General features: G+C 54.5%; 27 protein-coding genes. 11 read left to right on the top strand and 16 right to left on the bottom strand.

The genetic code is table 11. The annotated features are described in order from the left end of the window. Nucleotides 1–50: 50 nt before the first annotated feature. The 6 genes from kdsA to hemA are packed head-to-tail and all read right to left on the bottom strand — an operon-like array spanning nucleotide 51 to nucleotide 5,405. Nucleotides 51–905, bottom strand: a complete 855-nt coding sequence (gene kdsA / locus EDC52_RS00125) for a 3-deoxy-8-phosphooctulonate synthase (RefSeq protein ID WP_131863248.1) — start codon at nucleotides 903–905, stop codon at nucleotides 51–53. Between the two features lie 56 nt (nucleotides 906–961). Then, on the bottom strand, nucleotides 962–1,771 hold the full coding sequence (gene sirB1, locus EDC52_RS00120) for an invasion regulator SirB1 (RefSeq protein WP_131863247.1): 810 nt from the start codon (nucleotides 1,769–1,771) through the stop codon (nucleotides 962–964). Then, nucleotides 1,768–2,169 carry a SirB2 family protein gene (locus tag EDC52_RS00115; protein WP_131863246.1) on the bottom strand — a complete coding sequence of 134 codons (402 nt, stop codon included), beginning with the start codon at nucleotides 2,167–2,169 and terminating at the stop codon, nucleotides 1,768–1,770. Before EDC52_RS00115 ends, sirB1 begins: the two co-directional genes overlap by 4 nt. A 25-nt stretch (nucleotides 2,170–2,194) precedes the next feature. Next, nucleotides 2,195–3,028: a peptide chain release factor N(5)-glutamine methyltransferase gene (gene prmC / locus EDC52_RS00110; RefSeq protein WP_131864050.1), complete on the bottom strand. Its 834-nt coding sequence runs from the start codon at nucleotides 3,026–3,028 to the stop codon at nucleotides 2,195–2,197. Beyond that, a complete protein-coding gene (gene prfA / locus EDC52_RS00105) occupies nucleotides 3,028–4,110 on the bottom strand; it encodes a peptide chain release factor 1 (RefSeq protein WP_131863245.1) in 1,083 nt (360 codons plus the stop codon). The genes prmC and prfA overlap by 1 nt, the downstream gene beginning before the upstream one ends. 38 nt (nucleotides 4,111–4,148) lie before the next feature. After that, nucleotides 4,149–5,405, bottom strand: coding sequence for a glutamyl-tRNA reductase (gene hemA / locus EDC52_RS00100; RefSeq protein ID WP_131863244.1), 1,257 nt, complete (start codon nucleotides 5,403–5,405; stop codon nucleotides 4,149–4,151). A 223-nt stretch (nucleotides 5,406–5,628) separates the two neighbouring features. Here hemA and lolB point away from each other — a divergent pair, with 223 nt between their 5' ends. The 3 genes from lolB (at nucleotide 5,629) to prs (ending at nucleotide 8,205) form a co-directional block, all read left to right on the top strand. Beyond that, a complete protein-coding gene (lolB, locus tag EDC52_RS00095) occupies nucleotides 5,629–6,249 on the top strand; it encodes a lipoprotein insertase outer membrane protein LolB (RefSeq protein WP_131863243.1) in 621 nt (206 codons plus the stop codon). After that, a complete protein-coding gene (gene ispE, locus EDC52_RS00090) occupies nucleotides 6,249–7,106 on the top strand; it encodes a 4-(cytidine 5'-diphospho)-2-C-methyl-D-erythritol kinase (protein WP_131863242.1) in 858 nt (285 codons plus the stop codon). The genes lolB and ispE overlap by 1 nt, the downstream gene beginning before the upstream one ends. Before the next feature lie 151 nt (nucleotides 7,107–7,257). Then, nucleotides 7,258–8,205, top strand: a complete 948-nt coding sequence (prs, locus tag EDC52_RS00085; RefSeq protein ID WP_131863241.1) for a ribose-phosphate diphosphokinase — start codon at nucleotides 7,258–7,260, stop codon at nucleotides 8,203–8,205. Between the two features lie 174 nt (nucleotides 8,206–8,379). Here prs and ychH read toward each other — a convergent pair whose 3' ends face one another. Next, nucleotides 8,380–8,655, bottom strand: a complete 276-nt coding sequence (gene ychH, locus EDC52_RS00080) for a stress-induced protein YchH (RefSeq protein ID WP_131863240.1) — start codon at nucleotides 8,653–8,655, stop codon at nucleotides 8,380–8,382. A 202-nt stretch (nucleotides 8,656–8,857) separates the two neighbouring features. Between ychH and pth the strand changes: the two genes are divergently transcribed. Together pth and ychF are read left to right on the top strand one after the other, a co-directional pair. Beyond that, nucleotides 8,858–9,442, top strand: coding sequence for an aminoacyl-tRNA hydrolase (pth, locus tag EDC52_RS00075; RefSeq protein ID WP_230467918.1), 585 nt, complete (start codon nucleotides 8,858–8,860; stop codon nucleotides 9,440–9,442). 293 nt (nucleotides 9,443–9,735) lie between these two features. Further along, nucleotides 9,736–10,827, top strand: a complete 1,092-nt coding sequence (gene ychF, locus EDC52_RS00070) for a redox-regulated ATPase YchF (RefSeq protein ID WP_131863238.1) — start codon at nucleotides 9,736–9,738, stop codon at nucleotides 10,825–10,827. 91 nt (nucleotides 10,828–10,918) lie between these two features. Here ychF and EDC52_RS00065 read toward each other — a convergent pair whose 3' ends face one another. From EDC52_RS00065 to EDC52_RS00050, 4 genes are all read right to left on the bottom strand, one after another. Continuing rightward, complete coding sequence (locus EDC52_RS00065) at nucleotides 10,919–12,562, bottom strand: GMC family oxidoreductase (protein ID WP_131864049.1); 1,644 nt, start codon at nucleotides 12,560–12,562, stop codon at nucleotides 10,919–10,921. Beyond that, on the bottom strand, nucleotides 12,559–13,077 hold the full coding sequence (locus EDC52_RS00060) for a sugar dehydrogenase complex small subunit (RefSeq protein ID WP_131863237.1): 519 nt from the start codon (nucleotides 13,075–13,077) through the stop codon (nucleotides 12,559–12,561). Before EDC52_RS00060 ends, EDC52_RS00065 begins: the two co-directional genes overlap by 4 nt. Next, on the bottom strand, nucleotides 13,067–14,476 hold the full coding sequence (locus EDC52_RS00055; RefSeq protein WP_131863236.1) for a c-type cytochrome: 1,410 nt from the start codon (nucleotides 14,474–14,476) through the stop codon (nucleotides 13,067–13,069). Before EDC52_RS00055 ends, EDC52_RS00060 begins: the two co-directional genes overlap by 11 nt. A gap of 355 nt (nucleotides 14,477–14,831) precedes the next feature. Next, entirely contained in the window at nucleotides 14,832–16,565 is a 1,734-nt protein-coding gene (locus EDC52_RS00050; protein ID WP_131863235.1) for an ROK family transcriptional regulator, read from the bottom strand. A gap of 339 nt (nucleotides 16,566–16,904) precedes the next feature. Here EDC52_RS00050 and EDC52_RS00045 point away from each other — a divergent pair, with 339 nt between their 5' ends. From EDC52_RS00045 to EDC52_RS00035, 3 genes are read left to right on the top strand one after another with little or no spacing between them, the layout of a single operon-like run. Next, complete coding sequence (locus EDC52_RS00045; RefSeq protein ID WP_131863234.1) at nucleotides 16,905–17,921, top strand: hypothetical protein; 1,017 nt, start codon at nucleotides 16,905–16,907, stop codon at nucleotides 17,919–17,921. Beyond that, complete coding sequence (locus EDC52_RS00040) at nucleotides 17,918–18,853, top strand: N-acetylglucosamine kinase (RefSeq protein WP_131863233.1); 936 nt, start codon at nucleotides 17,918–17,920, stop codon at nucleotides 18,851–18,853. Before EDC52_RS00045 ends, EDC52_RS00040 begins: the two co-directional genes overlap by 4 nt. Next, entirely contained in the window at nucleotides 18,850–20,361 is a 1,512-nt protein-coding gene (locus tag EDC52_RS00035; RefSeq protein WP_230467917.1) for a YfcC family protein, read from the top strand. Before EDC52_RS00040 ends, EDC52_RS00035 begins: the two co-directional genes overlap by 4 nt. Before the next feature lie 37 nt (nucleotides 20,362–20,398). On the opposite strand, the gene EDC52_RS00030 is transcribed toward EDC52_RS00035, so the two are convergent. Both EDC52_RS00030 and gcvA read right to left on the bottom strand, forming a co-directional pair. Further along, on the bottom strand, nucleotides 20,399–20,815 hold the full coding sequence (locus tag EDC52_RS00030; RefSeq protein ID WP_131863232.1) for a GFA family protein: 417 nt from the start codon (nucleotides 20,813–20,815) through the stop codon (nucleotides 20,399–20,401). Between the two features lie 28 nt (nucleotides 20,816–20,843). Further along, complete coding sequence (gene gcvA, locus EDC52_RS00025; protein ID WP_131863231.1) at nucleotides 20,844–21,749, bottom strand: transcriptional regulator GcvA; 906 nt, start codon at nucleotides 21,747–21,749, stop codon at nucleotides 20,844–20,846. 140 nt (nucleotides 21,750–21,889) lie between these two features. Between gcvA and EDC52_RS19805 the strand changes: the two genes are divergently transcribed. From EDC52_RS19805 to EDC52_RS00015, 3 genes are all read left to right on the top strand, one after another. Further along, entirely contained in the window at nucleotides 21,890–22,123 is a 234-nt protein-coding gene (locus EDC52_RS19805) for a hypothetical protein (RefSeq protein WP_165911630.1), read from the top strand. Between the two features lie 134 nt (nucleotides 22,124–22,257). Continuing rightward, complete coding sequence (locus tag EDC52_RS00020; RefSeq protein WP_131863230.1) at nucleotides 22,258–22,959, top strand: DUF421 domain-containing protein; 702 nt, start codon at nucleotides 22,258–22,260, stop codon at nucleotides 22,957–22,959. Nucleotides 22,960–23,111: 152 nt separating this feature from the next. Further along, nucleotides 23,112–23,375 carry a S66 peptidase family protein gene (locus EDC52_RS00015; protein ID WP_268990297.1) on the top strand — a complete coding sequence of 88 codons (264 nt, stop codon included), beginning with the start codon at nucleotides 23,112–23,114 and terminating at the stop codon, nucleotides 23,373–23,375. A gap of 231 nt (nucleotides 23,376–23,606) precedes the next feature. On the opposite strand, the gene cybB is transcribed toward EDC52_RS00015, so the two are convergent. The 3 genes from cybB to EDC52_RS19800 form a co-directional block, all read right to left on the bottom strand. Further along, nucleotides 23,607–24,146, bottom strand: coding sequence for a cytochrome b561 (gene cybB / locus EDC52_RS00010; protein WP_131863229.1), 540 nt, complete (start codon nucleotides 24,144–24,146; stop codon nucleotides 23,607–23,609). 244 nt (nucleotides 24,147–24,390) lie between these two features. Continuing rightward, nucleotides 24,391–25,512 (bottom strand): ribosomal protein uL16 3-hydroxylase, encoded by a 1,122-nt coding sequence (locus tag EDC52_RS00005; RefSeq protein ID WP_131864047.1) that lies wholly within the window; start codon nucleotides 25,510–25,512, stop codon nucleotides 24,391–24,393. A gap of 65 nt (nucleotides 25,513–25,577) precedes the next feature. Next, nucleotides 25,578–25,787: hypothetical protein (locus EDC52_RS19800; protein WP_165911631.1), on the bottom strand; the 210-nt coding region annotated here is incomplete at its 5' end.

The raw sequence follows: 25,787 nt of genomic DNA, 5'->3' as shown, positions 1-25,787 counted from the left end.
TCTGAACAGTCCAGCGGGCCGCGCCGGCGATACCGGTGCGGCAAGTCAGATTAACGGCTGGTGTCCAGGGCCGGGAAGTGCTTGACCAGATCATCGATGGCTTTCATCTGGACCAGGAAGGGCTCCAGCTTATCCAGCGGCAGGGCCGAAGGACCGTCGCATTTTGCGTGTTCCGGGTCCGGGTGAGCTTCGATAAACAGACCGGCGATACCTACCGCCATACCGGCTCTCGCCAGCTCTGCTACCTGGGCACGGCGTCCGCCTGACGCGGCGCCGAACGGGTCTCGGGTCTGCAAGGCATGGGTGACGTCAAAGATCACCGGGCAACCGCCGGAAACGTGGTTCATCACATTGAAACCCAGCATATCCACCACCAGGTTGTCATAGCCGAAATTACTGCCGCGATCGCACAGGATAACCTGTTCGTTGCCGGCTTCACGGAATTTATCGACGATATTGCCCACCTGTCCGGGACTGATGAACTGGGGTTTCTTGACATTGATTACCGCCCCGGTACGCGCCATGGCTTCGACCAGATCAGTCTGGCGGGCCAGAAATGCCGGCAGCTGTATCACATCCACCACTTCAGATACCGGCTGCGCCTGAGCGGCCTCATGTACATCGGTGATGATTTTCACCCCGAACCGGGCTTTAAGTTCCTGGAAGATTCTAAGCCCTTCCTCAAGACCCGGACCTCGGTATGAATGAATGGATGAACGGTTGGCTTTATCAAATGAGGCTTTGAAAACGTAGGGAATGCCAAGTTTTTGAGTGACCGTAACGTAATGTTCACAGATTCGCATGGCCAGATCGCGCGATTCCAGCACATTCATCCCGCCGAACAGGACAAACGGCAGATCATTCGCCACCGGGATTTCGCCAATGTTGACTACGTGTTGTTTCATGCTTATGCCTTCTATCTTTAATCGAAAATGCCTAAAACAAGAGCAATAGCAGCAGGCTAATGTAAGGTAACCAATTTTTGCTCTATGGAATGAATCTGCACTTTTATCATCTCACTGATCGGATCTTCAGGGCACTGCTCAACAAAATAATTCAGATCTGATAATGCCACGTGATCGCACTCAAGCTGGGCAAAAATCAGGCCGCGGTCGCGGATTTCATAAGGATCTTCCGGGTCAAACTCCAGCAGCGCCTCGCTGGCATTCAGCGCCAGTTCCATTTGTTTTTCATCCATCAGCGCCGTTTTCAGCGTATCCAGCAGTTTTCGCACCACGGTGTTATTGTCGGCTTGCTCAAGATCATCGTCTTGCAGGAACGTCCCGATGCCCAGATTACCGCGCAGCCAGATATCAAGGGTATGTTCATCAAGCGTATCGCCGTTTATCGGATTAATCAGCCAGCGATCACCATCGAGCCAGTCGGCACGCAGGATCATCTGAGTGGGAAAAATCACCGGCATCAGGGGAATGTCCAGCGCCTGGGCGATATGTACCAGGATAATGCCCAGCGACGCGGGCAGGCCCTGGCGACGCTCGAGCACATTATCAAGCCACAGGGCATCAGACAGCCGATAAACGCCGCCGACGCCGCCAAAGCCCCAGGAATGATAAAACAGTTCCAGCAGCAGCGTCAGTTGCTTATCCTGATGCAGATCCGCCGGAATATGCGCCCTGGCCTGTTCGGTCAGACCAGCAAGCTGGCGGCGTACCAACTCATCGGGAAAGTCTGGGCGAATAGCCCGGGCAACACAAATTACGCCCTCGCTGAGCGGTAAAAGATCGTATTCAAAATCCGCAATATTACTCATAAAAATCCTGTCAGCAGAGGATGCTTGGTGGTGGCCAGCCGGTAGATAACATAGAAGCAGGTAACGCCACAGATAAATGCCAGCCAGCGAATTTTCTCACGGCGCGCGCCGTTGCCAAGCGCGACAAACCCAAGCAGGATATAGACAACCACTATCGCCAGTTTTTCCAGCAGCCAGCTTCCGTATGGACTGAAAGGAGAAATGCCGGTAATGAAAATCAGTGAAATACCGGTTATCAGTAACAGGGTATCATTCAGGTGCGGGACGATGCGAACCCAGCGTTTAGACAGCATGGGGTGAGCCTGCCAGCGCCAGTAAAAACGCAGGACCAGCAGTGTGATGGTTATCCAGATCGTGGCGAAATGAATATATTTCACAGCTATATACGTGTACATCACCCTCTTTCGCCGAGTGCGTTCAGTCTCATGCGGAGCAACGTCCCAATGAAACCCGTTCATTGCCGCCGTAATCCCTGTGGGTAGCAATATCGATAAATCCGGCCCTGTGCATCAACAGCCTGACCGCTTCACCCTGTTGCCATCCGTGTTCAACCACCAGCCAGCCTCCGGGCTCAAGATGTGTTGGCGCCTCGTCGATAATCTGCGACAGATCCGCCAATCCTCCCTCAGACGCCACCAATGCGCTGAGGGGCTCAAAGCGTACGTCGCCTTCAGCCAGATGAGGATCCTCTGCATCAATATAGGGAGGATTACTCACAATAAGAGTATAACGCTTTCCCTGCAATGACTTATACCAACTTCCCTGTTGAAACTGCAGGTTCGGCAAACCGAGTGACTGGGCGTTGTCGCGGGCAAGCTCTACCGCCAGCGGTTGAACATCGACACCGGTAAACCGACAATCAGGGCGTTCGCTCGCCAGCGCCAGGGCAATGGCGCCGGTGCCGGTGCCGAGGTCCAATACCGCTGCGGGCTCAGGAGGCAACAGGCGCAGGGCCTGTTCTACCAGGCATTCGGTATCAGGGCGGGGTATCAGCGTCGCCTGCGACACCTTCAGCGCCATTGACCAAAACTCTCGCTCTCCGGTCAGATAGGCTATCGGCTCTCCGGCGGCACGCCGGCTGAGCAACACCTCCAGTTGCGCAAGCTGGGCTTCATCAAGCGGGATTTCACCGAAAGCCAGCAGCGAAGTGCGGGAACGTTGGGTCACCTGACCGAGGAGGATTTCCGCATCCCGCTTCGGACTGTCGCTGCCGGTCAGACGCCCGGCGGCCATTGCCAACCAACCCTTGATGTCCATCATGACTGTTCGGAAAGCGCCGCCAGCTGATCGGCCTGGTGTTCCTGCATGATAGGCTGTATCAACATATCAAGCTTACCTTCCATCACTTCGTCCAGACGGTACAGGGTTAACCCGATACGGTGATCGGTGACGCGCCCCTGGGGGAAATTGTAGGTACGGATGCGGTCGGAGCGATCTCCGCTGCCCAGCAGGTTACGTCGGGTCGAAGACTGTTCCTGGTGGCGGCGCTGCATTTCGGCGGCGCGCAGCCGTGCGCCCAGCACCGACAGAGCTTTGGCTTTATTTTTATGCTGGGAACGTTCGTCCTGGCATTCCACCACCAGCCCGGTGGGAAGGTGGGTAATACGTATCGCTGAATCGGTCGTATTGACGTGCTGACCGCCGGCGCCTGAGGAACGGAAGGTATCGATGCGCAAATCGCCGGCGTTGATTTCCGGCAGTTCGGCCTCAGGAATTTCCGGCATCACTGCCACGGTACAGGCCGAGGTATGAATACGCCCCTGGGATTCGGTTTCAGGGACGCGCTGGACCCGGTGACCGCCAGACTCAAATTTAAACAGGCCATAGGCGCCATCGTTGGAAACTTTGGCAATCACTTCCTTGAAGCCGCCATGTTCGCCGTCGCTGGCGCTGACAATCTCTACCCGCCAGCCGCGCATTTCCGCATAGCGGCTGTACATGCGAAATAAATCACCGGCAAAGATGGCCGCTTCATCACCGCCGGTGCCGGCGCGCACTTCCAGGAAACAGCCGCGATCGTCATCAGGATCCTTCGGCAACAGCAACAGTTGCAATTGCTGCTCGAGCTGTTCATGAATCACTTTGGCCTGGCGCAGTTCGTCCTGCGCCATATCGCGCATTTCTGGATCATCAAGCAGCATCTCTGCAGTCAGAATATCTTCCTGTACTTGCTGCCAGCGCTGAAAACACGCCGTTACATCTGTCAGTTGCGCATATTCCTTGGATAACGCGCGAAAACGGTCCTGATCGGTAATGACCCCGGCATCGCCGAGCAAGACTTCAACTTCTTCGTGGCGCTCTTGTAACGCTTCCAGTTTGGCAACTATAGAAGGCTTCATTCGTAAAGATTTACCTTGTAGGATTATAAGGTTAGCGGCTAGTCCAAGCCCAGGCTGTTCCGCAGAATCTGCAGCCGGTCGGTGTCACCGTCACGGGCAGCATGTTGCAGGGACTTGGTGGGGGCATGAATCAGACGATGGGTTAAGCGATGCGCCAGTTCATGGATCACCGCTTCGGGGTCAGCGCCCTGCTTGAGCGCGGTAATGGCACGGGTTTCCAGCTCAAGGCGCAGTTCATCTGCCTGGGCACGGTAGTCACGAATGGTTTCGACCGCCGCCTGGGCACGCAGCCAGGCCATGAAGTCCTGGCTTTCCTGCAGGACGATATCCTCGGCCTGCACCGCCGCCGCCTTACGCTGAGCAAGGTTTTTGTCGATAATGGCCTGCAGGTCGTCCACCGTATAGAGATAGGTATCCGGCAGTTTGCCGACCTGCTCTTCGATATCACGCGGCACGGCAATATCCACCATCAGCATCGGCTTGTTGCGGCGCTGCTTCAAGGCGCGCTCCACCATGCCCCGAGTGATGATCGGACGACTGCTGGCGGTAGAGCTTATGATGATATCCGCTTGCCCGAGTTCCTGGTCGATATCGTCCAGGCTGATAACTCTGGCACCGACCTCATCAGCCAGCGATTGGGCTCGCTCGCGGGTCCGATTGGCGATAATCAGCTGTTTGACCTGATGCTCACGCAGATGACGGGCGACCAACTCGATGGTTTCCCCGGCGCCAACCAGCAAAACGGTTACGCCGGCCAGCGATTCAAAAATCTGCCTGGCCAATGTACAGGCGGCAAAGGCCACCGATACCGCATGAGAACCGATTTCAGTTTCGGTGCGCACCCGTTTTGCCACTGAGAATGATTTCTGAAACAGGCGTTCCAGGTCGCCGGAAACCGACTGTCCGCGCAGCGATTCGGCAAACGCTTTTTTCACCTGGCCGAGGATCTGCGGCTCGCCCAATATCAGTGAGTCCAGGCCGCTGGCGACCCGCATAAGATGACTGACGGCATCGTTATCCAGATGCCAGTAGAGGCTTTTACGCACCTCATCAGGCTGCAGCTGATGATAATCACACAGCCAACGCACCAGCGCTTCCTGAAAATCCGCCTGCTGGCCAACGCTCAGGTACAGCTCGGTGCGGTTACAGGTAGACAGCACGACACCGCCCAGCACTTCGGGTTGCGAAAGCAGGCTGGTGAGGGCCTTATCCAGCGTGTCGGGGGAAAATGTTACCCGTTCACGCAGCGATACCGGCGCGGTTTTGTGATTGATACCTAATGCAAGCAGTGTCATGGATTACGGCTGTGTGAATAATACAAGTCTTAGTATGGTTATCGTCTGGGCGCATTCTACTTGATGAGGGCAGTCAAGAAAAGTCGCACCGCACTTTACTGCCCTATAAAGGGGTATAAACTTTGTGGGGTTAAATGCCAGTGCTCCATTTGATTATCCTCACTTTGGTCACAGCGCAATGCTATGCTATGTACTTTCAGTTAAAATAAGGAAGCTGTTCCCTATGCCGACACGCCCCCATTCCTTTCTTCGCCTGTTACCGGTAGCCAGCCTGATGTTGGCCGCCTGTACCGTCAATACGCCCTCTGGCCCCGCCAAAAGCCAGACTTCGCCGGAATGGCGTCAGCATCAGCAGTCGGTCTCCACCATCAGTCGTTACCAGACCCGTGGATCATTCGCTTATCTGTCTGATAAGCAAAAGGTGTATGCCCGCTTCAATTGGCAGCAGACTACCGCTGAACGTTATAGGCTGCTGCTGACCAATCCGCTCGGCAGCACTGAAATGGATCTGAATGTGCAGCCTGGCGCAGCACAGATAACCAATAACCAGGGTAAAAAGTACATCAGCGATGATCCACAGGAAATGATAGAAAAACTGACCGGTATGTCGATTCCGCTGACTAACCTGCGCCAGTGGATGCTGGGATTACCGGGCGATGCTACCGATTTCACTCTGGATGACAAAGGTTACCTTAAACAGGTAAATTACCGCCAGGATGGCCAACAATGGACCGTCACCTACCAGGGCTATCACAGCGATCTCAAACCGGCGCTGCCTGCCAATATGGAACTGCGTCAGGGTGGACAGCGTATCAAATTGAAGATGGATAACTGGATTCTGTAATGATTCGACAGTGGCCGGCGCCGGCAAAACTTAATTTATTCTTATATATTACCGGGCGTCGCGACGACGGATATCATCATCTTCAGACGCTGTTCCAGTTCCTGGACTATGGCGACAGCCTGAGCTTTGCTCCCCGCAATGACGGCAAAATCTGCCTGCTAACTGCCCTGGCTGGCGTTGACGATGAGGAAAACCTCATCGTCAAGGCGGCACGTTTACTGCAGCGCCAGCCTAAGGTAAAGAGAAATAATCGATCGCTGCCCGGCGTCGATATCTGGCTTGATAAAAAACTGCCGATGGGCGGCGGACTCGGCGGCGGCTCATCAGACGCAGCGACAACGCTGGTAGCGCTTAACCATTTATGGCAATGTGGTCTGGATGAAGACCAGCTTGCTGATCTGGGGGTCAGTCTCGGGGCTGATTTACCGGTGTTTATCCGCGGCCGGGCGGCATTTGCCGAAGGGATTGGCGAGCGGCTGACGCCTGCCAGCCCGCCGGAAAAATGGTATCTGGTGACGGTGCCGTCGGTGAGCGTTTCCACCCCGGCTATATTCGGTTCGCCGGCACTGAAACGAGACTCCCCGGTGCGTACTCTCGACCAGCTAATGGCCCTTCCTTTTCATAATGATTGTGAGTCTATTGCAAGAAATAGGTTTTACGAGGTTGAACAGCATCTTTCATGGCTGTTAGAATACGCGCCGTCGCGACTGACCGGCACCGGCGCTTGTGTATTTGCTGAATTCGATACCGAAGCCGAAGCCCGTCACGTTCTTGAGCAAACCCCGGCCTGGATGCATGGATTTGTTGCACATGGCGTCAATGTGTCACCGCTGCATCGAATGTTGTCCGGGGTGTAATAAGCTATTCTGTCGGCTGCCTTAGGTCAGGCAGCCGGCAAGCAGTAAGATGTGAAATTACCCGTATGGAATTGCCCTGTCCGGTACTCGCGCCCCCTGGGTGCCAGTCAGATGCAATACCTTCTCTGGACGCAAGCCTGAGGTTCTTCTCGTGCCTGATATGAAGCTTTTTGCTGGTAACGCCACCCCGGAACTAGCACAACGTATTGCCAACCGTTTATACACCAGTCTTGGTAACGCCGCTGTAGGTCGTTTCAGCGACGGCGAAGTCAGCGTGCAAATCAATGAAAATGTACGCGGTGGTGATATATTCATCATCCAGTCCACCTGTGCACCGACTAACGACAACTTGATGGAACTGGTCGTCATGGTCGATGCGTTGCGCCGGGCATCCGCCGGGCGTATTACTGCCGTTATCCCCTACTTCGGTTACGCTCGCCAGGATCGCCGCGTCCGCTCTGCCCGCGTGCCGATTACCGCCAAGGTAGTCGCAGACTTCCTGTCAAGCGTCGGGGTTGACCGGGTGCTTACGGTAGACCTGCACGCCGAACAGATTCAGGGTTTCTTTGACGTTCCGGTTGATAACGTGTTCGGCAGCCCTATTCTGCTTGAAGACATGCTGCAGCAGGATCTGGAGAATCCGATCGTGGTTTCGCCGGACATTGGCGGCGTCGTTCGCGCCCGTGCCATCGCCAAGCTGCTGAATGACACCGACATGGCGATCATCGACAAACGCCGCCCGCGCGCCAACGTGTCGCAGGTGATGCATATCATCGGCGACGTCGCCGGTCGCGACTGCGTGCTGGTTGACGATATGATTGATACCGGCGGGACACTGTGCAAAGCGGCTGAAGCATTGAAAGAGCGTGGCGCCAAGCGCGTGTTCGCCTATGCCACTCACCCGATCTTCTCCGGCAATGCCTATGAGAACATCAAGCATTCGGTGATTGATGAAGTGATCGTTTGCGATACCATACCGCTGGATCCGAAAATCAAGGCGTTGCATAACGTTCGCACCCTGACGCTATCGGGCATGCTGGCTGAGGCCATTCGCCGCATCAGCAATGAAGAGTCTATCTCGGCAATGTTCGAGCATTAAGCGGTAAACTGCACTGGCGCGGCCGTCAAGGCGGCCGGTCAGCTGCCGCCTGCTGCAATAAGTCACTTTAAAACGGGTGGCGCAGTGCTCGACCGTTTGATGAACGGAGAATCAGACCCCGTTGCTCAATGAGAGTGCCATTGGCGGTCATTACCAGCAGACCCACGCAAAAGTTCAGCGTCCGTTAGAGCTATGACGGCGGCACCTTTCGTCATAATGACGATGCCACCAGTAGCGATCGCTGATTTGCTGATGCCCACCGATCCTGGCCCCGGTCAGCCAAAGCAATGCGCCGATAAATATCCCCATTATCGCGCCATGGGCGACGATAGTGGTAAAATGAAACTGCGGAAGCTGATTAAGCACTGAACAAGCAATGCCAGCAATCATCATAATCATCCCTGCTCCCATCAAGCCATTACCTAAAAGCGTAGCGGATTTACGTTTCATTGTTCACCTCCAATCCTGTTGATGATGTCATCGGTCACTACGAGCAGATGCTGACCTGCTGAAAGTATAGCCAAATGCCTATCAGCACCATGTGCCACCAGTCACAGAGTTATTAAATGATCACACAAATGGCTAATGTTTGATTGCGATATGCGCTACAGAGTAAACTGGTGCCCATCTATCTTTAATGGAATGCGTGGCAGTGAGCATTAAATTGATTGTTGGCCTGGCCAATCCGGGTGCGGAATATGCAGCAACGCGCCATAACGCTGGCGCGTGGTATACCGATTTATTGGCTGATAACTATCGGCAGACGTTAAAAGAAGAGGGTAAATTTTTTGGTCATACCGCCCGTCTGTCTATCGGTGGCGAAGACGTACGGCTGCTGGTGCCCAGTACCTTTATGAATCTTAGCGGTAAAGCAGTGGCTGCCATGGCCGGTTTTTATCGCGTTCTGCCGGAAGAAATCCTGGTGGCGCACGATGAACTGGATATCCTGCCTGGCAATGCCCGGCTGAAGCTCGGCGGTGGGCATGGCGGCCATAACGGGCTGAAAGACATTATCAGCCGGTTGGGCAACAACCCGAATTTCTATCGCCTGCGTATTGGTATCGGCCATCCGGGAAGCCGGGAAAAGGTGGTCGGTTTTGTACTGGGAAAACCACCGGCCAGTGAACAGGCGCTGATTGATCAGGCCATAGCTGAAGCGGTCAGTTGCACCGATATCCTGATAAAGCAGGACGCCGTCAAAGCGATGAATCGGCTGCATGCGTTCAAAGCCGCCTGACCGGCGTTATGCCCGAGCAGCGTCCAGACCTGGTGTCAGTTATCTTTTGCCGCGACTGTGTAGGTCGCTCTGGCCAGACAGGGAGCGGCAAGCTGCCGGAGATATCCGCCAAGAACGTCGCCCATAAGACATAACCCAGGCTGTATTGGGCCGCCAGGCCTGCCAGCACCACCGCGATGATTCAGGTTGCCAATTTACCCGGCCCAGATGCCGGATGCAGGACAATCGAGTTATCGCGGGTTTATGTGTATAATGCGCCTTTAGATGATTAAGCTATTTAAGGTGAACTAACCATGGGTTTCAAATGCGGTATTGTGGGCCTTCCCAACGTGGGCAAGTCCACGCTGTTCAATGCGCTGACCAAAGCGGGCATCGAAGCGGCCAACTTCCCGTTCTGTACTATCGAGCCGAATACCGGCGTTGTGCCTATGCCGGATCCGCGCATGGACCAGCTGGCCGCGATCGTCAAACCCCAGCGCATTGTGCCGACCACCATGGAGTTCGTTGATATCGCCGGGCTGGTAAAAGGGGCATCCAAAGGCGAAGGCCTGGGCAACCAGTTCCTGACCAATATCCGTGAAACCGAAGCTATCGGTCATGTGGTACGCTGCTTTGAGAATGACAATATCATTCACGTCGCCGGCAAAGTTGACCCTGCTGAAGATATCGACGTTATCAATACCGAACTGGCCCTTTCCGACCTGGAAGCCTGCGAACGCGCGCTGTTCCGGGTACAGAAACGCGCCAAAGGCGGCGATAAAGACGCCAAAATCGAGCATGCCGCGCTGGAAAAATGCCTGCCGCACCTGGCCGAAGCCGGAATGCTGCGCACGCTGGATCTATCCGATGAAGAAAAGGCCGCCATCCGCTATCTGAGCTTCCTGACACTCAAGCCGACCATGTACATCGCCAACGTTAACGAAGACGGTTATGAGAATAACCCTTACCTGGATAAAGTGCGCGAAATCGCTGCTGCCGAAGGCTCAGTGGTAGTCGCGGTCTGTGCAGCGGTGGAATCCGACATTGCCGAGCTGGAAGAAGCAGACCGGGTTGAATTCATGGCCGAACTGGGCCTGGAAGAACCGGGACTTAACCGCGTCATCCGCGCCGGCTATGAGCTGTTGAACCTGCAAACTTACTTTACCGCCGGCGTTAAGGAAGTCCGCGCCTGGACCATCCCGGTTGGCGCTACCGCCCCCCAGGCGGCCGGTAAAATCCATACCGATTTCGAGAAAGGTTTTATCCGTGCCCAGACCATCGCTTTTGATGACTTTATTAGCTATAAAGGAGAGCAAGGCGCTAAAGAAGCCGGCAAGATGCGCTCTGAAGGGAAAGACTATATCGTTAAAGACGGCGATATCATGAACTTCCTGTTCAACGTCTAATGATAGTCTTCAGGATGGATGACTCTTACCGTTACCCTTAGCGCCAAAAAAAACGGCGCGATGATAGCGCCATTTTCTGTTACTGGCGCTGTTAACTCGCCGACATCGTCTGCAACATATGATCGGCCAGCCGCAAGCTCAACGCGGCGCCGGTTAAGGTCGGATTCATACAAGAAGCCGATGGCATCACGCTGGTGCCCGCTATCCACATATTGGGATGATCATGCGTACGGCAATGGCTATCCACCACCGAATTGTGCGGATCATCGCCCATAATGGTGGTGCCCATGATATGCTGACGATCCTGAAACTTGGTGTCGATAGACATTATTTCCGCATTAAGCAGTTCTGCAAATTTGTGAAAATCCTTAATGCCTTCTTCCTTTCCGGCGTGCCAATAATCCGTTACGCTGTAGTAGATCTCCGGCAACGGAATACCTAACGCATCTTTTTTGGTCTTACTAGGCGTAACGCGGTTTTCCGCGAGCGGCAAGGTTTCAAAATCGATAGCAAAGTTCAGCGAACGCGCCGACTGGCGGCGGATTTCAGCATCAAGTTTTGAGCCCAGTACGCCTTTCTCAATGAGCGACGCGGCATAGTCAGCGGTTGGCACCGTGTTACGCACTTTGATCTTATAGCTGGGAAAATCCTTGCGAAATGCGCCATCACGATTATTGAGATATACCAGCAGCTCGGTCGGACCCTGACCTGGCCACACATCTTCGGACATCATGACGTTCATGCTAATGCCGGTATGGCCCATCAGATTGCGCCCAACCTCTCCGGAAGAGTTGGCGATACCGTTAGGATACTTCTCCGACGTAGACATCAGCAGTAACTTGGGCGATTCAATACCGTATGCCGCCAGCACAAAGTAATTGGCGGTTAAATGATGCTCGGAACCGTCCGGCTTTTTATACCAAATGCCGGTGATTCTTCCGTCATCTGCCGCCTCGATATGATATACCACCGCATTATCAAGCAGCCTGGCCCCCAGCCGTTCCGCCTCATCAATGTGCATTGAGCCATCATATTTTGCAGCGATAGGACAAACGGGATTGCAATTGTTATTACCGCCACACATCGGGCGCTTGCCCCACGGCTTGGTGGCGCGACCATTCGGCTCCAACACCGGGTTGTAGCCACCTCGACCCAGCATTGTGGTTAAACGATCAAAAAGGTAGCTGGTTGGCAGTCCTGGCATCGGGAATGGCGTAGAGCGCGGCGGCCAGGCGTTGCCGCCCTGTCCACTTTCGTCTTGACCATCGACGCCAGAAACACCCAGCTCATGCTCGGCTTTGCCATACCACGATTCCAATTCATCGTAACCAAATGGCCAATCGCGTCCACGGCCATACAGGCTGTTGAGTTTGAAGTCATTGGGGATCATGCGCCACAGCGCTGAACCAAAGTGCCATGTTGTGCCGCCCACCACACGCAGATATTTGGTGGGGTATTTTACCGGGCCTACCTGCTGCAAATAATCGCCGTAGGTGGACGGAATATGCGGAGGATTGGGATAAGGCGAACCAACGCCCTGCAGTTTAATATTGGTTAACGACATCTTGAACGGCGAATTGCGGAACCGTTCAACGATTTCCTGACGGGATACCCGCGGTCCCGCCTCAAGAATGATTACGGATTTTCCAGCCTTTGCCATCTGACAAGCAATCAAACCGCCCATCACGCCCGAGCCAATAATGATGACATCGGCATCGACTTTTGGTGTACTCATGCGCCTTCTCCTGTGGTTGCCACTTTGCCATCTTTCATCACTGTCCAATAGAACGGACCGCCGCCATAGGTGGGGACAACCAGAATATCTTTAGTGGGCAGGTACATCATCGCGCCCGCATAAGCAATCAACTCCAGATCGCTGCCGTCGCCGACAACACCGGTATACCACGCCGAAATGATGCGTTTTGCCGTCTGCCAGTCAGCGTTATCTGCACCGAACGCGGCAAGGAAATCATCGACATGAGCAAAATTATGCTGCTTCAATACTGCCTGCAGGCTGCTGAGCTTTTGCCCGAACTGGGCATCATGACGAGTCAACGCCTCGAAATAGCGCTGACCTAAAATCGGGCCTGCCGGGCGACTGACCAGGAACTGTGAAACGTCCAGAAAGCCGTTGTTCGCCATCTGTTCAGCAGCGATGCCTTGCGCCGGAAAAATCGCGTTACATATCGCGCCGAGTGACAAAATGCCCATGCCCTGAAGTAAGCGACGTCGGGATAGGTTATGCGCCATGCTTTTTCCCCCTGCGTGAATATGAAATCAGCAGCACCAGTAAAATAACGACGATGACCGCGGCAGTGCCCCATACTGCTGGCTGCGCCAGACGTGCGATCAAGGGACGCTGGCCGCCTTCGCGCACGGTTTTCACCTGTTCTGGCGTCACGTTAAGCTGAGCATTGCCAAAGTTTTTCAGCACATAGTTGCTGACATCGGCGATTTGCTGATCGGTCAGTCGATCGGTAAATAACCCCTCCGGTCCAAAGCCAGGCATGTCGACATCTTTGCCATTTACCTGACGATGCACGCCATAAACAATGGTGGCGATCAGGTTATCGGCCTGTGCAGCGCCAGTAGCGGTGTTGTGGTACAGCGAAGGATAGAAAGTATTCCCCGCACCATCCGGTTGATGGCAGTTGGCACAGGAACTGGCATATACCTGCCAGCCAGCATCAGGCTGTTTAACCGCACGCAGCGCCGCTTCATCGGTCGCAGGCTTGCCAAGCAGGTCACGCGGCGCGCTGGTGTTATGGCTAACGGCCGGGATTTGCCGCAGATAGGCGACTATCGCATTGATATCATCGTCGGATAGATGCTGCAGACTGTGCTCGACGGCTTCCGCCATTGGCCCTGCAGCCTGCGCCTTGCCCGCCACGTGACCGGTTTTAAGATACTGCGCGATATCTTTATCACTCCAGTTGCCGATGCCGGCCTGTGGATCTGGCGTGATATTGGGTGCATACCAGCTACCCAGACTGCCGCCGCTGAGCGCTTGATCGTTGTTTTGCCCCATCAGTGCATTACGTGGCGTATGGCAGGTATCGCAGTGCGCCAGCGCGTTCACCAGATAATCACCGCGATTCACCAGCGCCGATTTGGCTTCTGCGGGAATAAACGGTTTATCATCGGCAAACAGCATATTCCAGAAGAACATACTTGAACGAATATTGAATGGGAACGGTAAATCGGTTTGCGGTGGTACATTATCGTCGGCTTTCACACCCTGCATAAAATAAACATACAGCGCATGCATGTCCGCATCAGAAATTTTTGCGTATGAGGTGTAAGGCATTGCCGGATAGAGATGTTGCCCCTGTTTATTGATGCCTGACCGAACCGCCTTGACAAAATCTTGTTCGGTATAATCGCCAATACCAGCGGTTTTTGATGGCGTGATGTTGCTGGCGACAATATTACCTAATGGTGAGGAGATAATATAGCCGCCTGACATTTCTCTACCCTGATTTGGTGCGGTATGACAGGCTCCACAGTCCGCAGCAATGGCCAGATATTTGCCTTTCGCAATAAGAGCCGCAGACTCAGCCGCATTTTCAGCATGAACTGAAAATGTTGCAGACATCAGAATGCTCAACGCGAAAGGCAGACAACGCTGTCTAACCCTTCTTGCTTCCATTATAATTGCTTCCGGTGATTAATTATTAGTATGTTAAAAACAAAAATGCACTTCTGCAGAAAATTTACTTAATTCGACATTATCAGACAACTCAAGCTTACAAAATACAAATAGTGCCATAACAATTCACTATCACCGAAGAATATATTTTGACCACTTGCTGCAGTAATATCGACTTTATCTGAATATTACGCTCAATAATGTCTTGCGAACAGTCGACATGAACACTCCTATTGTTACCAACCTTATATCCGGTTTTAAGCAATCAGCCGGTAGGAACTTCGCAAGTCCAGGTTATCACTCTGGATCAGCAAGTCGATTTTTCGTCATCTGTCCGGATAAATAATGGCATACCTTAGAGCAAGCGCCCATCGCCAACTGCCCGCCCCAACAATTTGATCTGCGCCGCTTCCAGCGCCAGCTGCACCGCACCTTCGACTGTCGCCTGATGGCCGAACTGCGTCGCGGCAACCACCGTATAGGGCGAAATGGCGGCCACCGTCTTGCGTACCGCCGACACGATCATCCAGTGCGACCCCACGCTGCCGCCCAATACGATCATTGCCGGGTCCAGTATCGCCACCAGGCCCAGCGCCAGAAAGCCAATCTGTTCGCCATGGCGTTCTATCGCCTGCATCGCCATCGGTTCGCCGTCCGCCGCGCGCGCCAGCAGGGCTTCCAACGATCGGACCACCGGTTCGTCGGAGGAACGGCGGGCATTTAGCCGCTCGATAAAACCCTGCTTTGCCAGATGCCGTTCCAGCGATAATTCTCTCGGCGACTCAGTACCACTCCAGGGAAACGGCATATCCGCAATTTCCCCGGCCCCGCCGCGCGCACCGTGAATCAGGCTGCCGCCGCTGATGATGCCGCTGCCGATACGTTCACCTACCTGCAGGAACACCACATCCTTAAGCCCTTTAGCTATACCCTGGCGCACTTCCGCTACCACGGCGCAGTTAACATTATTCTCAACAACAGTCTGGGTATTATCGGGCAGCGAAAGGCGCGCCATTATTGCATCGGGCGTCATACCGGCCTGCGATGGACCTTCACGGCCATAAAGCTGAATATCCGGACGAACCGGCTTTGATAACGCGACGGTCATCGCCAGCAGCGGCCCGAATGAAGAGAGTTCTTGGCGTAAAGAGGCAATGGCATCGGCGGCGGATTTCACCAATTGAGCAGAGGCAGCATGAGTTAACTGCCTCAGCGCCAGCTGTCCGCCGTCAAGGCTGCGAGCAATCAATTGCACTTGGGTATTACCGATATCGGCACCCAGTACCCAGCCCGACTCTTTGGCCAACAGGTAAAGCTGATTAACACGGCCTTTTTCCATAGCGGTGCTGATAAGCTGCTGGCGCTGTAATTCCTGCAGGCCGGATGACACGGTGCTTTTACTCATTCCCAGCCGGGTCATCATCTCAGATTGCGTGCCGCTGCCATGGGTAATTATTGACGTCAATATCAGCCGACTACGCTCACTCAGTGCCGCTAAGCCAGGTTTGCCGGCGTCAATGGGTGATGTCTGCGAACGCGTCTGGCTGAGGAAGGCCAGCGCCTGGTTGAGCGGTTGTTCCATATTTAATGCGGTTGCCCGCGACGGGAGTCCCTCAAGCAGCGCTTGGCTGGTTGAAACGTTAGCTTGCCACCAGACATGCAACCTGGCCAGATCGCGCAGCCTGCTCGGCTGGTTGAAAAACCACAGCAGCGTGCGCGCCGGCGACCCCAGCCACAATTGCTCGTTCAGCGGTATATCGTCAGGTTGCGGTCCTACGCCGGCAACCGGCACGATGCTGTGGCTCGCTAATGACAGCGGCCGTCTGCGGGTATGGATAACATACACCGTTGAACAATCTGTCGGATCGGCCAGCAGTGATGCCGGTCCGGTAACGACGCCGCCCGGAAAAAAATGGCCGACGATGTCCCATAAATAGCGCCTGGTCAATATATCGCTTGGCGTGTGAATATTACCACTGTAAATACCGCGCGCCAGTCGCTGTAACCGGCCTCTTTGCAGTGCCCGACTGATAACCGCCGCATCATGATTGACCGAAAAAACCAGCTCGCCCCATTGGTGTTGTGCCATAAATTTGCCTTTGTCATCCCTCAAGCCCTGGCGTAAGCCACTCTGATGCGAAGCTCGCTGACCATCGTGCTTTCTTATTAATGGCAACTCAGCCGCAGTGAGTATCGCTTTATCCGGTCAATTTAATGATCAGTCGGTCATGTAAACGCATCAATATCATATTTTTGGTCAAGTAATCAGTGGGGGAACAATATTTCCTTTGTGATCTAACTCACTGCAAACGTGACAGTGATCCATAACCCGTTGAAAAGTCTTCACTTAAATAAAAATACCTTGCTCTTATCCTATTATGTAAAGTTTTTGCATGAAAAAGATGTTTCACCAAGAGAACCGCCCCTCATGACTGAAAATGAAATCCTGATCCCTTTCGCCCAAGGCGTTTTAGAGCAGGGTAACGCCCTGGCAGGCACCTGTGAGCGGACGCTGGAATGGCTAAACACGCTGGATCTTGATGCCATGCGCCTCGGCACAGTCCTGTTCGCCGGCATCGGTGCTTCTTATGCGCTGCTCGCTTCACCGGTGTATGAACTCCGAGCGGCCGGCATCCGGGCGTTACGATCAAATGGCGATGATATGCCCGACGCGACTCCGCCGTTGGCGGACTGGTATTTCGGCGTCTCCCAGAGCGGACGTAGTCCGGAAGTGGTACGTGTGTTAGAGCAATTGCCTAAAGAACGTCGGCTGGCGTTGGTCAACCAGGCGCAATCACCGCTGGAGAAAGCCAGCGGCAATACCCTGTGGCTGGGTACGCTTATCGATTCCAGCATGTCATCGGTGGCGTTAATCGCTACCAGCGTCAGCCTGGGTCTGCTTACCGATGCGCTTATCGGCCGCGATAATCTGGCGGGCTGGCGGCAATTAGCTGAACTGCTGGCCACGCTGCGTCCCAAGGCGGATGCGGTAATAGCTCGCTTTGTCTCCTCGCTAAACCAGGTGGGCTGCATCGATATCGTTGGTGGTGCCAGCAGCCTCAGCGCTGCCGAGCAAGGCGCGTTGCTATTGCGCGAAGGGCCTAAAGCCGCCGCGATGGGCATGGGCACCCGGCATTATCTGCATGGGATGACCGATGCCGTGGGTAACACCGCCCATGTACTGATCGGCGGTGAACGTGAAGTGCTGCTGGCCAGACAGATGGCGGCGTTTGACGTGCCGGTGTTGTTAATCACTGATACTCCACAAACGCTGCCCGGGGTCGAGACGCTGACGCTGCCTGCGTTGCCGCCTTCTCAACGTCTGGTACTGGAACTGCTGGCCATGGAACTGCTGACTATCCAGCTGGGTGTCCTGCTGGGCCGCGATATCAATGCCGGTATTGTCGAGCGACTGGACACCAAGATTATCGGAGACAAACCATGACCGCCAGTTGGTTAGGCATGGATGTCGGCGGCAGCAAAATCCAGGTGCGGATTGAAGACCAGAGCGGCGATCTGCTGCTGGACCAGCAATGGCCCACCGGCCCCTGGAGTGGCGAAACTTATGACCGCAAGGCGGTTCGTATGGCGGAGCTGATTACGCTTGCCTGCAGCCTGGCAAAACTGACCTCCCCGCCGGTTGCCATCGGTATTGGGGCGCACGGCTGCGATACGCCTGAAGAATGCGCCGCCATGACCGCCTTGATGGCCCAGCGGATGCCAGGTTCAGTTTTCCAGGTGGTCAATGACGCCGCGTTGGTCGCCCTTTGCGCGCCCGGTCATCATGCCGCGGGGCTGATAGCCGGCACCGGCGCGGTGGCGGTGGCCCGCACCGCCGACGGCGGGTGGCTACAGACCGGCGGCTGGGGCTGGGTGGTTGGCGATGAAGGCGGCGCCAGCGGGCTGGTCCGCGCCGCCATCGGCGAAGTGCTGCTGGACTGGGACCGCGGGCATGCGGACGATCTGCTGACCCAGGCGCTGGTCAAAGCCTTTCGGGTTACGCATCTGCTGGACTTGCCTTCACAGTTGTTACGCCTGCCGGCCAGTGACTGGAGCCGTCACGCCTCGCTTATTTTCGACTGCCTGCGTGAAGGATCCCCCCTGGCCCGCCAGGTTATCGACTCAGCAGTGGCATCGCTGACGGCGATGATTTTACGGCTGCGCCAGCGCAATGCTCATTTTGAGCAGGTAATCGCTGCCGGCGGCGTTATCAGCCACCAGCCATTGCTGTTCGAACAACTGGCCAGCGCGCTGCGCCAGCAAGACGCCACGCTCACGCTTTCCCTGTTGCAGGGTGAACCGGTTAGCGGCGCGCTGGCGCTGGCGCGACAGGTCACGCCGGCCAGCAATCCTTCTTTACTGCCCAGAGGTGAATGATGTCTGAATATGAAAGCGATGCCGGTCAGACGGCCAGTAAACAATGGCGCTTTCCCAGCGCGTATACCGTTCTTATCGTCATTACCGTATTGGTTTGGCTGCTGACCTGGATCATTCCGGCAGGTCATTATACGTTGCAGGACGGCCGCCCGGTAGCCGGGAGTTTTCACGTCACAGACCACCCGCTGCCAGCGGATAAACATATTTTGGAACTGTTTTTGGCACCGGTAAACGGCCTTTATGGTATTGAAAATGCCGAAGGTCATGTCGGTCCCTATGAAAGCGGCAGCGTATTTGGTGCCATTGGCGTGTTCTTTTATGTCCTGTCATTAGGCGCTTTTATCGTCACCACCACCAAGACCGGTGCCATAGACGCCTGCCTCGGACACGTCGCCCAGCGGTTCCGGCAGCGTGGCGGTGTGCTGATTGTGATGGTAATGCTGCTTATCGCCATCGGCGGCTCGACCTACGGCATGGGTGAAGAAACACTGGGTTTTTATGCGCTACTGGTGCCGCTGCTGCTGGGGCTGGGTTTTGATCGCATGACGGCGGTAGGCGTAATTCTGGTCGGATCGGTGGTCGGAAACATGAACTCGACGGTTAACCCGTTCATGACGGGTGCGGCCTCCGCCGGCGCCGGTGTCCCGCTTGGCAGCGGGATTGGGCTACGGTTTATCATGTTTATAGTACTGACCGCCCTGTCGATTGCCTACGTGGTGATGTATTCCCGCCGCGTAAAGCGCAACGCTGACCACTCGGTGGTGGGCTTTACCGCCGAAGATCGCGATCTGGCCAAGGCGCAGCTGCAATTGCCTCAGCCGATGACCGGCCCGCAAAAAGCGGTAATGGCCGCGTTCGCCGGGACCTTCATCTTTATGATTTTTGCCATTGTCCCCTGGGCGCAGGTGATCGTCGGTCCAGCGGCGCCGTCCTGGTCATGGCAGCTGGACTGGTATTTTCCTGAACTGACAGCGCTGTTTCTTATCATGTCGATGGTGACCGGTCTGCTGGGCGGGATGCGCGGCAATGATCTTTATAACGCTATGCTGGCCGGTATTGCTGATTTCATGGGCGCCGCCCTGGTTATCGTTCTGGCGCGCGGCATTACCGTCATCATGCATAATGCTCAAGTCACGGACACCGTACTCCATTCAATGGAAGGCGTAGTCAGTGGCGCGTCATCCGGCCTGTTCACCATCATGATGTATCTGATTATCATGCCACTGTCATTTCTGGTGCCCAGCTCATCAGGGCTGGCTACGCTGGCCATGCCGGTACTGGCGCCGATCGCCGATTTCGCCGGCGTCGGACGCGAGATGGTGGTGACGGCATTTCAGTGTTCGGTCGGCACTATTGCCATGATCTCGCCGACCTCAGCGATTGTGATGAGCGGGCTGGCGCTGGCAAAGGTAAGCTACCCGCGCTACCTGCTATGGGTCCTGCCGCTGCTGGCGATACAGGCAGTGGCAATCTGCCTGTTCCTGGTGGCCGGCGCGACGCTCTCCTGATGTCGGCCACGGACTGAACCCGGCCCTGGCGCTGGGCTTAGTCCGCGGATGCACTCGGCAGGTATGAAAGGTAACCTGCTACCCGATTCTTTCCGCTGTCATTAGGATGATTAATTCCGTCCATTACGCCGACCGGCGTAAAGTCAAAGGGCGATACGCCGGCGATACAAGACACATTTACGCCATATTGTGCTGGATTGGAACGACGCTGATGGAATGTGTAGATGCCGCATACCGAGCAAAAATAATGGGCGGCAGTAGCGGTATTAAAGCGATATTCAGTAAGCTGCGCCCTGCCCTTGGTGACCTCGATTTCAGCTGCTGACACGACCACCGCCCCGCGCATGCGGCAAAAAGAGCAATCACAGCGACGGACGGTGTTAAATCCATCGATAAGCTTTATCTTAAACACCACCGCGCCGCAATGGCATTGGGCAGTCTCGATAGTTGACATGGCACCCTCGTCTGGTTTAACGATCACATTACGGGTAGCTTTGCTCGGACTGCATGGCTTCATTTAACAGCCATTGGCGAAAGCTAAGGATATGCGCCTGAGATTCAATGCCTTTCGGACAGACGAAATAATAGGCGGCCGGTGATGAAAATGCCACGTTAAACAGCCTGATCAGACTGCCATCGCGGAGTTCTTTTTCGACATGCCCACTTCGCGCCAGGGTGATTCCTTGGCCCATAAGAGCCGCCTCGATAGTCATATTGGTATCTGCGAATCTTACGTTTTCTTTTAACGCCCCAATATCTATACCAACGAGCTGGAACCACTGCGGCCATTTAGGTACCACATCGGCGCCATCACGTGTAAGCAACGGATATTTTGCTAAGTCAGCAGGCTGGCGTGGTGAGCCTAGACGATTAAGCAAGGCGGGACTGGCCACCGGAAAAATCTGTTCTCTGAACAAATACTCCGAATACAAGCCTGGAAAATGCCCATTGCCAAAACGGATCGCAACATCAGACTCCGTATCGGTGAAATTGATGTTTTTATCAGTAGTTTCAAGCGTAAGCCCAATTTCTGGATATTCTCTGGCTAAATTCGGCAATCTTGGCAGCAGCCATTTAAGCGCAAATGAATAGGTGGTACTGACGCTGATTCGCACTTTACCCTGCTGCTCTCTCAAGTCGCCAAGAGTGTCTTCCAGAGTGAGTAAAAACTCACGCACAATCGGTGCTAGCCTTGCTCCTGCTGGCGTCAGGCTTAACGACTTGCCCCGGCGGAATAATTGCAAACCCCAAAGGTCCTCCAGATGCCTGAGTTGATGACTCACGGCGCTTTGAGTGATATGCAGCTCTTCAGAGGCAGAAGTAAAAGTGGCGTGCCGGGTCGCGACCTCAAAGGCACGCAGTGCGGCGCTAGGGGGCAGATCTTTCATTGCGTTGTGTCCTCGGTGAGCATGATGTGAATCCCCTTGGATGTCTTGATGCAGAGTACTGGGTGCAGAGTGCTGAGTGCTGAGTGCTGAGTGCAAAGTGCAAAGTGCAAAGTGCAAAGTGCAAAGTGCAAAGCATTGGCATGCTGCATCTACCGGCTCCGAACAGTGAACCTTATTGGCAATTAAATATCAAAAAAAGCCGTTCGCTTCGTTTGATGCCCTACGATCCAGGGATTGGGATTGGGATTGGCATCGGCGTCAGCGCCAGCGTCAGCGCCAGCGTCAGCGTCAGCGTCAGCGTCAGCGTCAGCGTCAGCGTCAGCGCCAGCGCCAGCGTCGCGGATGATCACAATTATCATCCAAGCCCAGATTAAACCTGCTGCAGATAATTAATTTACGTTCATAATGTTTTTAATCTCTTACCCGAAACCGGGTGAATCTGAGTGAGGCCGCCACACCAGCGGCCAGTTAATAATGAAATTTTTTATTGATAGGGATGACGTTTTTTATGGCTGATTTTGACTGGCAGCGTTTTTTGCTCAATGACCTTTCAGTGGTATTTCTGGGTGAGGTGGCGGTTAGGGTTGTATTTGCCTATATCATTGTTTTTGCTTTTTTGAAGGTGTCAGGCAGACGGGGGATCAAGCAGCTATCCCTGTTTGAAATCGTCATTATCCTTACGCTGGGATCCGCGTCGGGAGACGTCACCTTTTATGAAGATGTGCCGGTACTCCCAGTGGCAATGGTGTTTGTCGTTCTGCTGGTGCTATATCGCATCACTACCTGGTCAATGTCGCGATCGCCCAAGTTTGCCCGTCTTATCGAGGGCCAGGTGATAACATTGATTCAGGATGGCCGCTATGTGGTGGAAAATATCGATACCCTGAATATTTCTGAAAATGAATTTCTGATGGAACTGCGTCAGGCGGGCATTGAACATCTTGGTCAGGTCAGACTGGCGCTGGTTGAAGTGGACGGTCAGCTCAGCACGTTCTGTTATGCCGATGACGAGATGCGTCCAGGTTTATCGGTGTTGCCGCCTGAACACCGTCAAACAGTCGAGTTTATCCCGGCTGCCGGTCTTTATGCTTGCAACCATTGCGGTGCCGTCGAACAGATTGAAAAGAGTGAGCCGGCTCAGTCATCGCCCTGCCCTCGCTGCAAGCATCAGTTATGGTCCACGGCGCTGGACACCAAAAAAGCCAGGTAAACTCAGCAGCGCGGGCGGGCATAGCGCACGCGCGCTGGATCAGATAAAAGGCAACGACGAGCGAATCGATCCTAAAGTCCCCTTCAATCTCACTGAAAAAACGCAGTGGAATTGAGAATTCAGAAATGAACCCGTGTGAATGAACCCGGGCGTTGTACAGTTTACGGATGCACAGCTGGCTCGACAACATTTCTGGTGTTCTCGTCGGCAGAAGCGCGGCTCCCATCGAGGCAAAGCCTGAGCAGCTTAACGACCTGGATGCGTTGCAAGGCTCATTGAGCTGTCTCTCTGTGCCGGTGATTTACGATGTTGACATTGACCATGTTCCGCCGCAGTTTTCCTTAGTGAACGGAGCTAGGGCTAGTGTTGTAGTTTATCAGAGCCGTGGCAAGCTTAAACAGCGGTTACAGGCATAGTTTTTTTCAATAGTGAGAATGCTTGTTTCTGCTTTAACAGATTATCAGGACGAGCCTGATGGCTTGCGGATGAATCGACCCAGAAGGCTTCAGTCGGGATCGGCCAGGTTAATATGAAGCCATTCCTCAGCCGGATCAGGGTAGAAATTTCTTACCACGGATAGAGTTTCATCAATATTCGTTCGCCGGCACGACACGATGACTCGGCAAGCAAACTATGCGATGCATAACCTAGCGTATGCGGCGGGAAGGCATCATACGTATCAGCGTATTGTCTTTGAGCAGATAGTGGTGGAGCAGAGCCGCCAGCGCATGCAATCCGACCAGCCAATATCCCAATGGCGCCAGGGTGACATGCCATTCCGTCAGCATTTTTGCCAGGGCGGGATCCGGCCTGTCGGCGACCGGCATGGTGAGGCCAAACAGCCACCAATCTCTGCCTAGCAGATAGCGTGATAACATGCCAAGAAGAGGCAGGCAGATAAACAACACATAGATGGCGCTATGGACCAGATGGGATAACCCCGTTTGCCAGCGTGGCAATGATGGCGTTATGGCGGGTATCGTCGACCGGATACGCAGATATAGACGCAGCAGCATCACCACCAGTACCGATGCCCCGGCACTGAAATGAGCGATTATCAGGGCATAGCCCTGCCATGATCCCCGCTGAGCGAATCCCCTGAGTTCGATGGCACTGTATGCCACCACCAGTAATAACGCAGTCAGCCAGTGCAGCGCTATCTGGGATGCGCCATATTTATCTTTCATCGATTGTCCTTAAAACCGGTCCAGAGGCGATTATGTCGCCCAACGCAGGGAGTGGCAAAGTCGGTTGCTTTGATTGAACTGCATCATAAAGCATAAACCAGGTTGGCCAAAGCCGGGTTTAATGGCAGTGAAGCGCTATCCAGCGGGAGTTATCATAAAAATGCTATCAGCCCCAGCAGTGCACACACTGAGTTGGGGCTTTTTTACGCTGACCAAAGCAGGGATTAATGATCCTTGATTAACGCTATTCGTCGAAGTACCAATAGCCCTGGTTCACCAGCCGGGTTAATTGAGCGATAAAAGCCGGATGGTGCAACGCCTCACCAAGCTCATTTTTGCCGATAACAGTGTAACGGCACAGGGCATCGGCGGCTTTGGGGTCAACGATTTCCAGCAGTTCACTATTGACAAAGCAGGTGTCGCTGATGGAGAGCACCTTGAGCCCGGCGGCGCGTGTCAAGTTGCTGCCCCCTATCAGGGCATCAGCTATTTCATCATGCTGATAGGCCGGTTCAGCCGGGGCAATATCCAGTTCATGGCGCGGTGTGGTGGCAAAGCGGCCGAACCACTGTAAAAAATCATCCGGTTGGTTAATGGTCGCGATCATCATTTCGCGCAGTCGATTAAGTTCATGTTCTTCAACCCGGCCCGGATGCTCGCGACAGGTTAAATCAGGATCGCTGTAATGCTCGCCACCCAGATCATGTTCCAGCGCATAATCGGCAAAGCTGCTGAGCAAATCCCGTCCGTTAGGCCCGCGGAATCCGACCGAGTAATTCAGTGCGCTTTCGTAGGTCAACCCATCGTGCGGAAAGCCAGGCGGAATATACAGAATATCGCCCGGTTCAAGCTCGGTATCAATGATCGGGGTAAATGGCTCGACGTGCAGCAGCGCCGGATGCGGGCAAAATTGCTGCAGCGGCACGTTATCGCCAACGCGCCAGCGGCGACGGCCCATCCCCTGGATAATAAATACATCATATTGGTCGATATGGGGTCCGACGCCGCCGCCCGGTACCGAATAGGAGATCATCAGGTCATCCAATCGCCAGTCCGGCAGCATCCGAAAGGGGCGCACCAGCTCAGCAGACGGAGCATGCCAGTGGTTAACCGCCTGGGCCAGCAACGACCAACCGGTTTCACCCAGGTTATCAAAATGGGTAAATGGCCCGAAGCGGGCTTGCCACTGTCCATCGGTATGGCTGACCAGCCGGCTGTCTACCTCCGATTCCATTGCCAGACCGGCCAGTTCATCCGGGGTAATAGGGTCGATAAAGTCTGCGAAGGCATTTTTTAAAACGACAGGGTGCTTTTGCCAATATTTTTCCAGAAATTCCGGCCAGTTCAGATTGAGTTGATACGCCATGCGTTGATACCAGTGAAAAGACAAACGGGCCTGATTATAAAGAGTCTTACCCAGCAGTTGCTTTGTCATGGGTCAAGGCAATGTGCGACGCAATATATTCTCCCTTGCCGCAGCTGACGCCCCGGCCAGCGGGCTGCGTGGGCAGTGGCGAACCGCTGGTCGTGGATATCCGCCTGGGTGGCGGTTTTGCCTTTATGGTCCTGCTCCCATTGCGACCTGGCGGCGCTGCGCGCTTCAGCGCTGGCAGTATCCGCTTTGGCGGTACCCACCTTGGC

Origin of the sequence: Biostraticola tofi (assembly GCF_004343195.1) — a bacterium.
Taxonomy (GTDB): Bacteria; Pseudomonadota; Gammaproteobacteria; order Enterobacterales; family Enterobacteriaceae; genus Biostraticola; species Biostraticola tofi.
This window is presented reverse-complemented; position numbering and strand designations above follow the sequence as displayed.

Excerpts from the sequence above, each read along its gene's own strand:
- kdsA (WP_131863248.1), bottom strand. The coding sequence starts at position 905 with ATGAAACAACACGTAGTCAACATTGGCGAAATCCCGGTGGCGAATGAT.
- sirB1 (WP_131863247.1), bottom strand. The coding sequence starts at position 1,771 with ATGAGTAATATTGCGGATTTTGAATACGATCTTTTACCGCTCAGCGAG.
- prmC (WP_131864050.1), bottom strand. The coding sequence starts at position 3,028 with ATGGACATCAAGGGTTGGTTGGCAATGGCCGCCGGGCGTCTGACCGGC.
- prfA (WP_131863245.1), bottom strand. The coding sequence starts at position 4,110 with ATGAAGCCTTCTATAGTTGCCAAACTGGAAGCGTTACAAGAGCGCCAC.
- hemA (WP_131863244.1), bottom strand. The coding sequence starts at position 5,405 with ATGACACTGCTTGCATTAGGTATCAATCACAAAACCGCGCCGGTATCG.
- lolB (WP_131863243.1), top strand. The coding sequence starts at position 5,629 with ATGCCGACACGCCCCCATTCCTTTCTTCGCCTGTTACCGGTAGCCAGC.
- ispE (WP_131863242.1), top strand. The coding sequence starts at position 6,249 with ATGATTCGACAGTGGCCGGCGCCGGCAAAACTTAATTTATTCTTATAT.
- ychH (WP_131863240.1), bottom strand. The coding sequence starts at position 8,655 with ATGAAACGTAAATCCGCTACGCTTTTAGGTAATGGCTTGATGGGAGCA.
- ychF (WP_131863238.1), top strand. The coding sequence starts at position 9,736 with ATGGGTTTCAAATGCGGTATTGTGGGCCTTCCCAACGTGGGCAAGTCC.
- EDC52_RS00065 (WP_131864049.1), bottom strand. The coding sequence starts at position 12,562 with ATGAGTACACCAAAAGTCGATGCCGATGTCATCATTATTGGCTCGGGC.
- EDC52_RS00060 (WP_131863237.1), bottom strand. The coding sequence starts at position 13,077 with ATGGCGCATAACCTATCCCGACGTCGCTTACTTCAGGGCATGGGCATT.
- EDC52_RS00055 (WP_131863236.1), bottom strand. The coding sequence starts at position 14,476 with ATGGAAGCAAGAAGGGTTAGACAGCGTTGTCTGCCTTTCGCGTTGAGC.
- EDC52_RS00050 (WP_131863235.1), bottom strand. The coding sequence starts at position 16,565 with ATGGCACAACACCAATGGGGCGAGCTGGTTTTTTCGGTCAATCATGAT.
- EDC52_RS00045 (WP_131863234.1), top strand. The coding sequence starts at position 16,905 with ATGACTGAAAATGAAATCCTGATCCCTTTCGCCCAAGGCGTTTTAGAG.
- EDC52_RS00040 (WP_131863233.1), top strand. The coding sequence starts at position 17,918 with ATGACCGCCAGTTGGTTAGGCATGGATGTCGGCGGCAGCAAAATCCAG.
- EDC52_RS00035 (WP_230467917.1), top strand. The coding sequence starts at position 18,850 with ATGATGTCTGAATATGAAAGCGATGCCGGTCAGACGGCCAGTAAACAA.
- EDC52_RS00030 (WP_131863232.1), bottom strand. The coding sequence starts at position 20,815 with ATGTCAACTATCGAGACTGCCCAATGCCATTGCGGCGCGGTGGTGTTT.
- gcvA (WP_131863231.1), bottom strand. The coding sequence starts at position 21,749 with ATGAAAGATCTGCCCCCTAGCGCCGCACTGCGTGCCTTTGAGGTCGCG.
- EDC52_RS19805 (WP_165911630.1), top strand. The coding sequence starts at position 21,890 with ATGCTGCATCTACCGGCTCCGAACAGTGAACCTTATTGGCAATTAAAT.
- EDC52_RS00020 (WP_131863230.1), top strand. The coding sequence starts at position 22,258 with ATGGCTGATTTTGACTGGCAGCGTTTTTTGCTCAATGACCTTTCAGTG.
- cybB (WP_131863229.1), bottom strand. The coding sequence starts at position 24,146 with ATGAAAGATAAATATGGCGCATCCCAGATAGCGCTGCACTGGCTGACT.
- EDC52_RS00005 (WP_131864047.1), bottom strand. The coding sequence starts at position 25,512 with ATGGCGTATCAACTCAATCTGAACTGGCCGGAATTTCTGGAAAAATAT.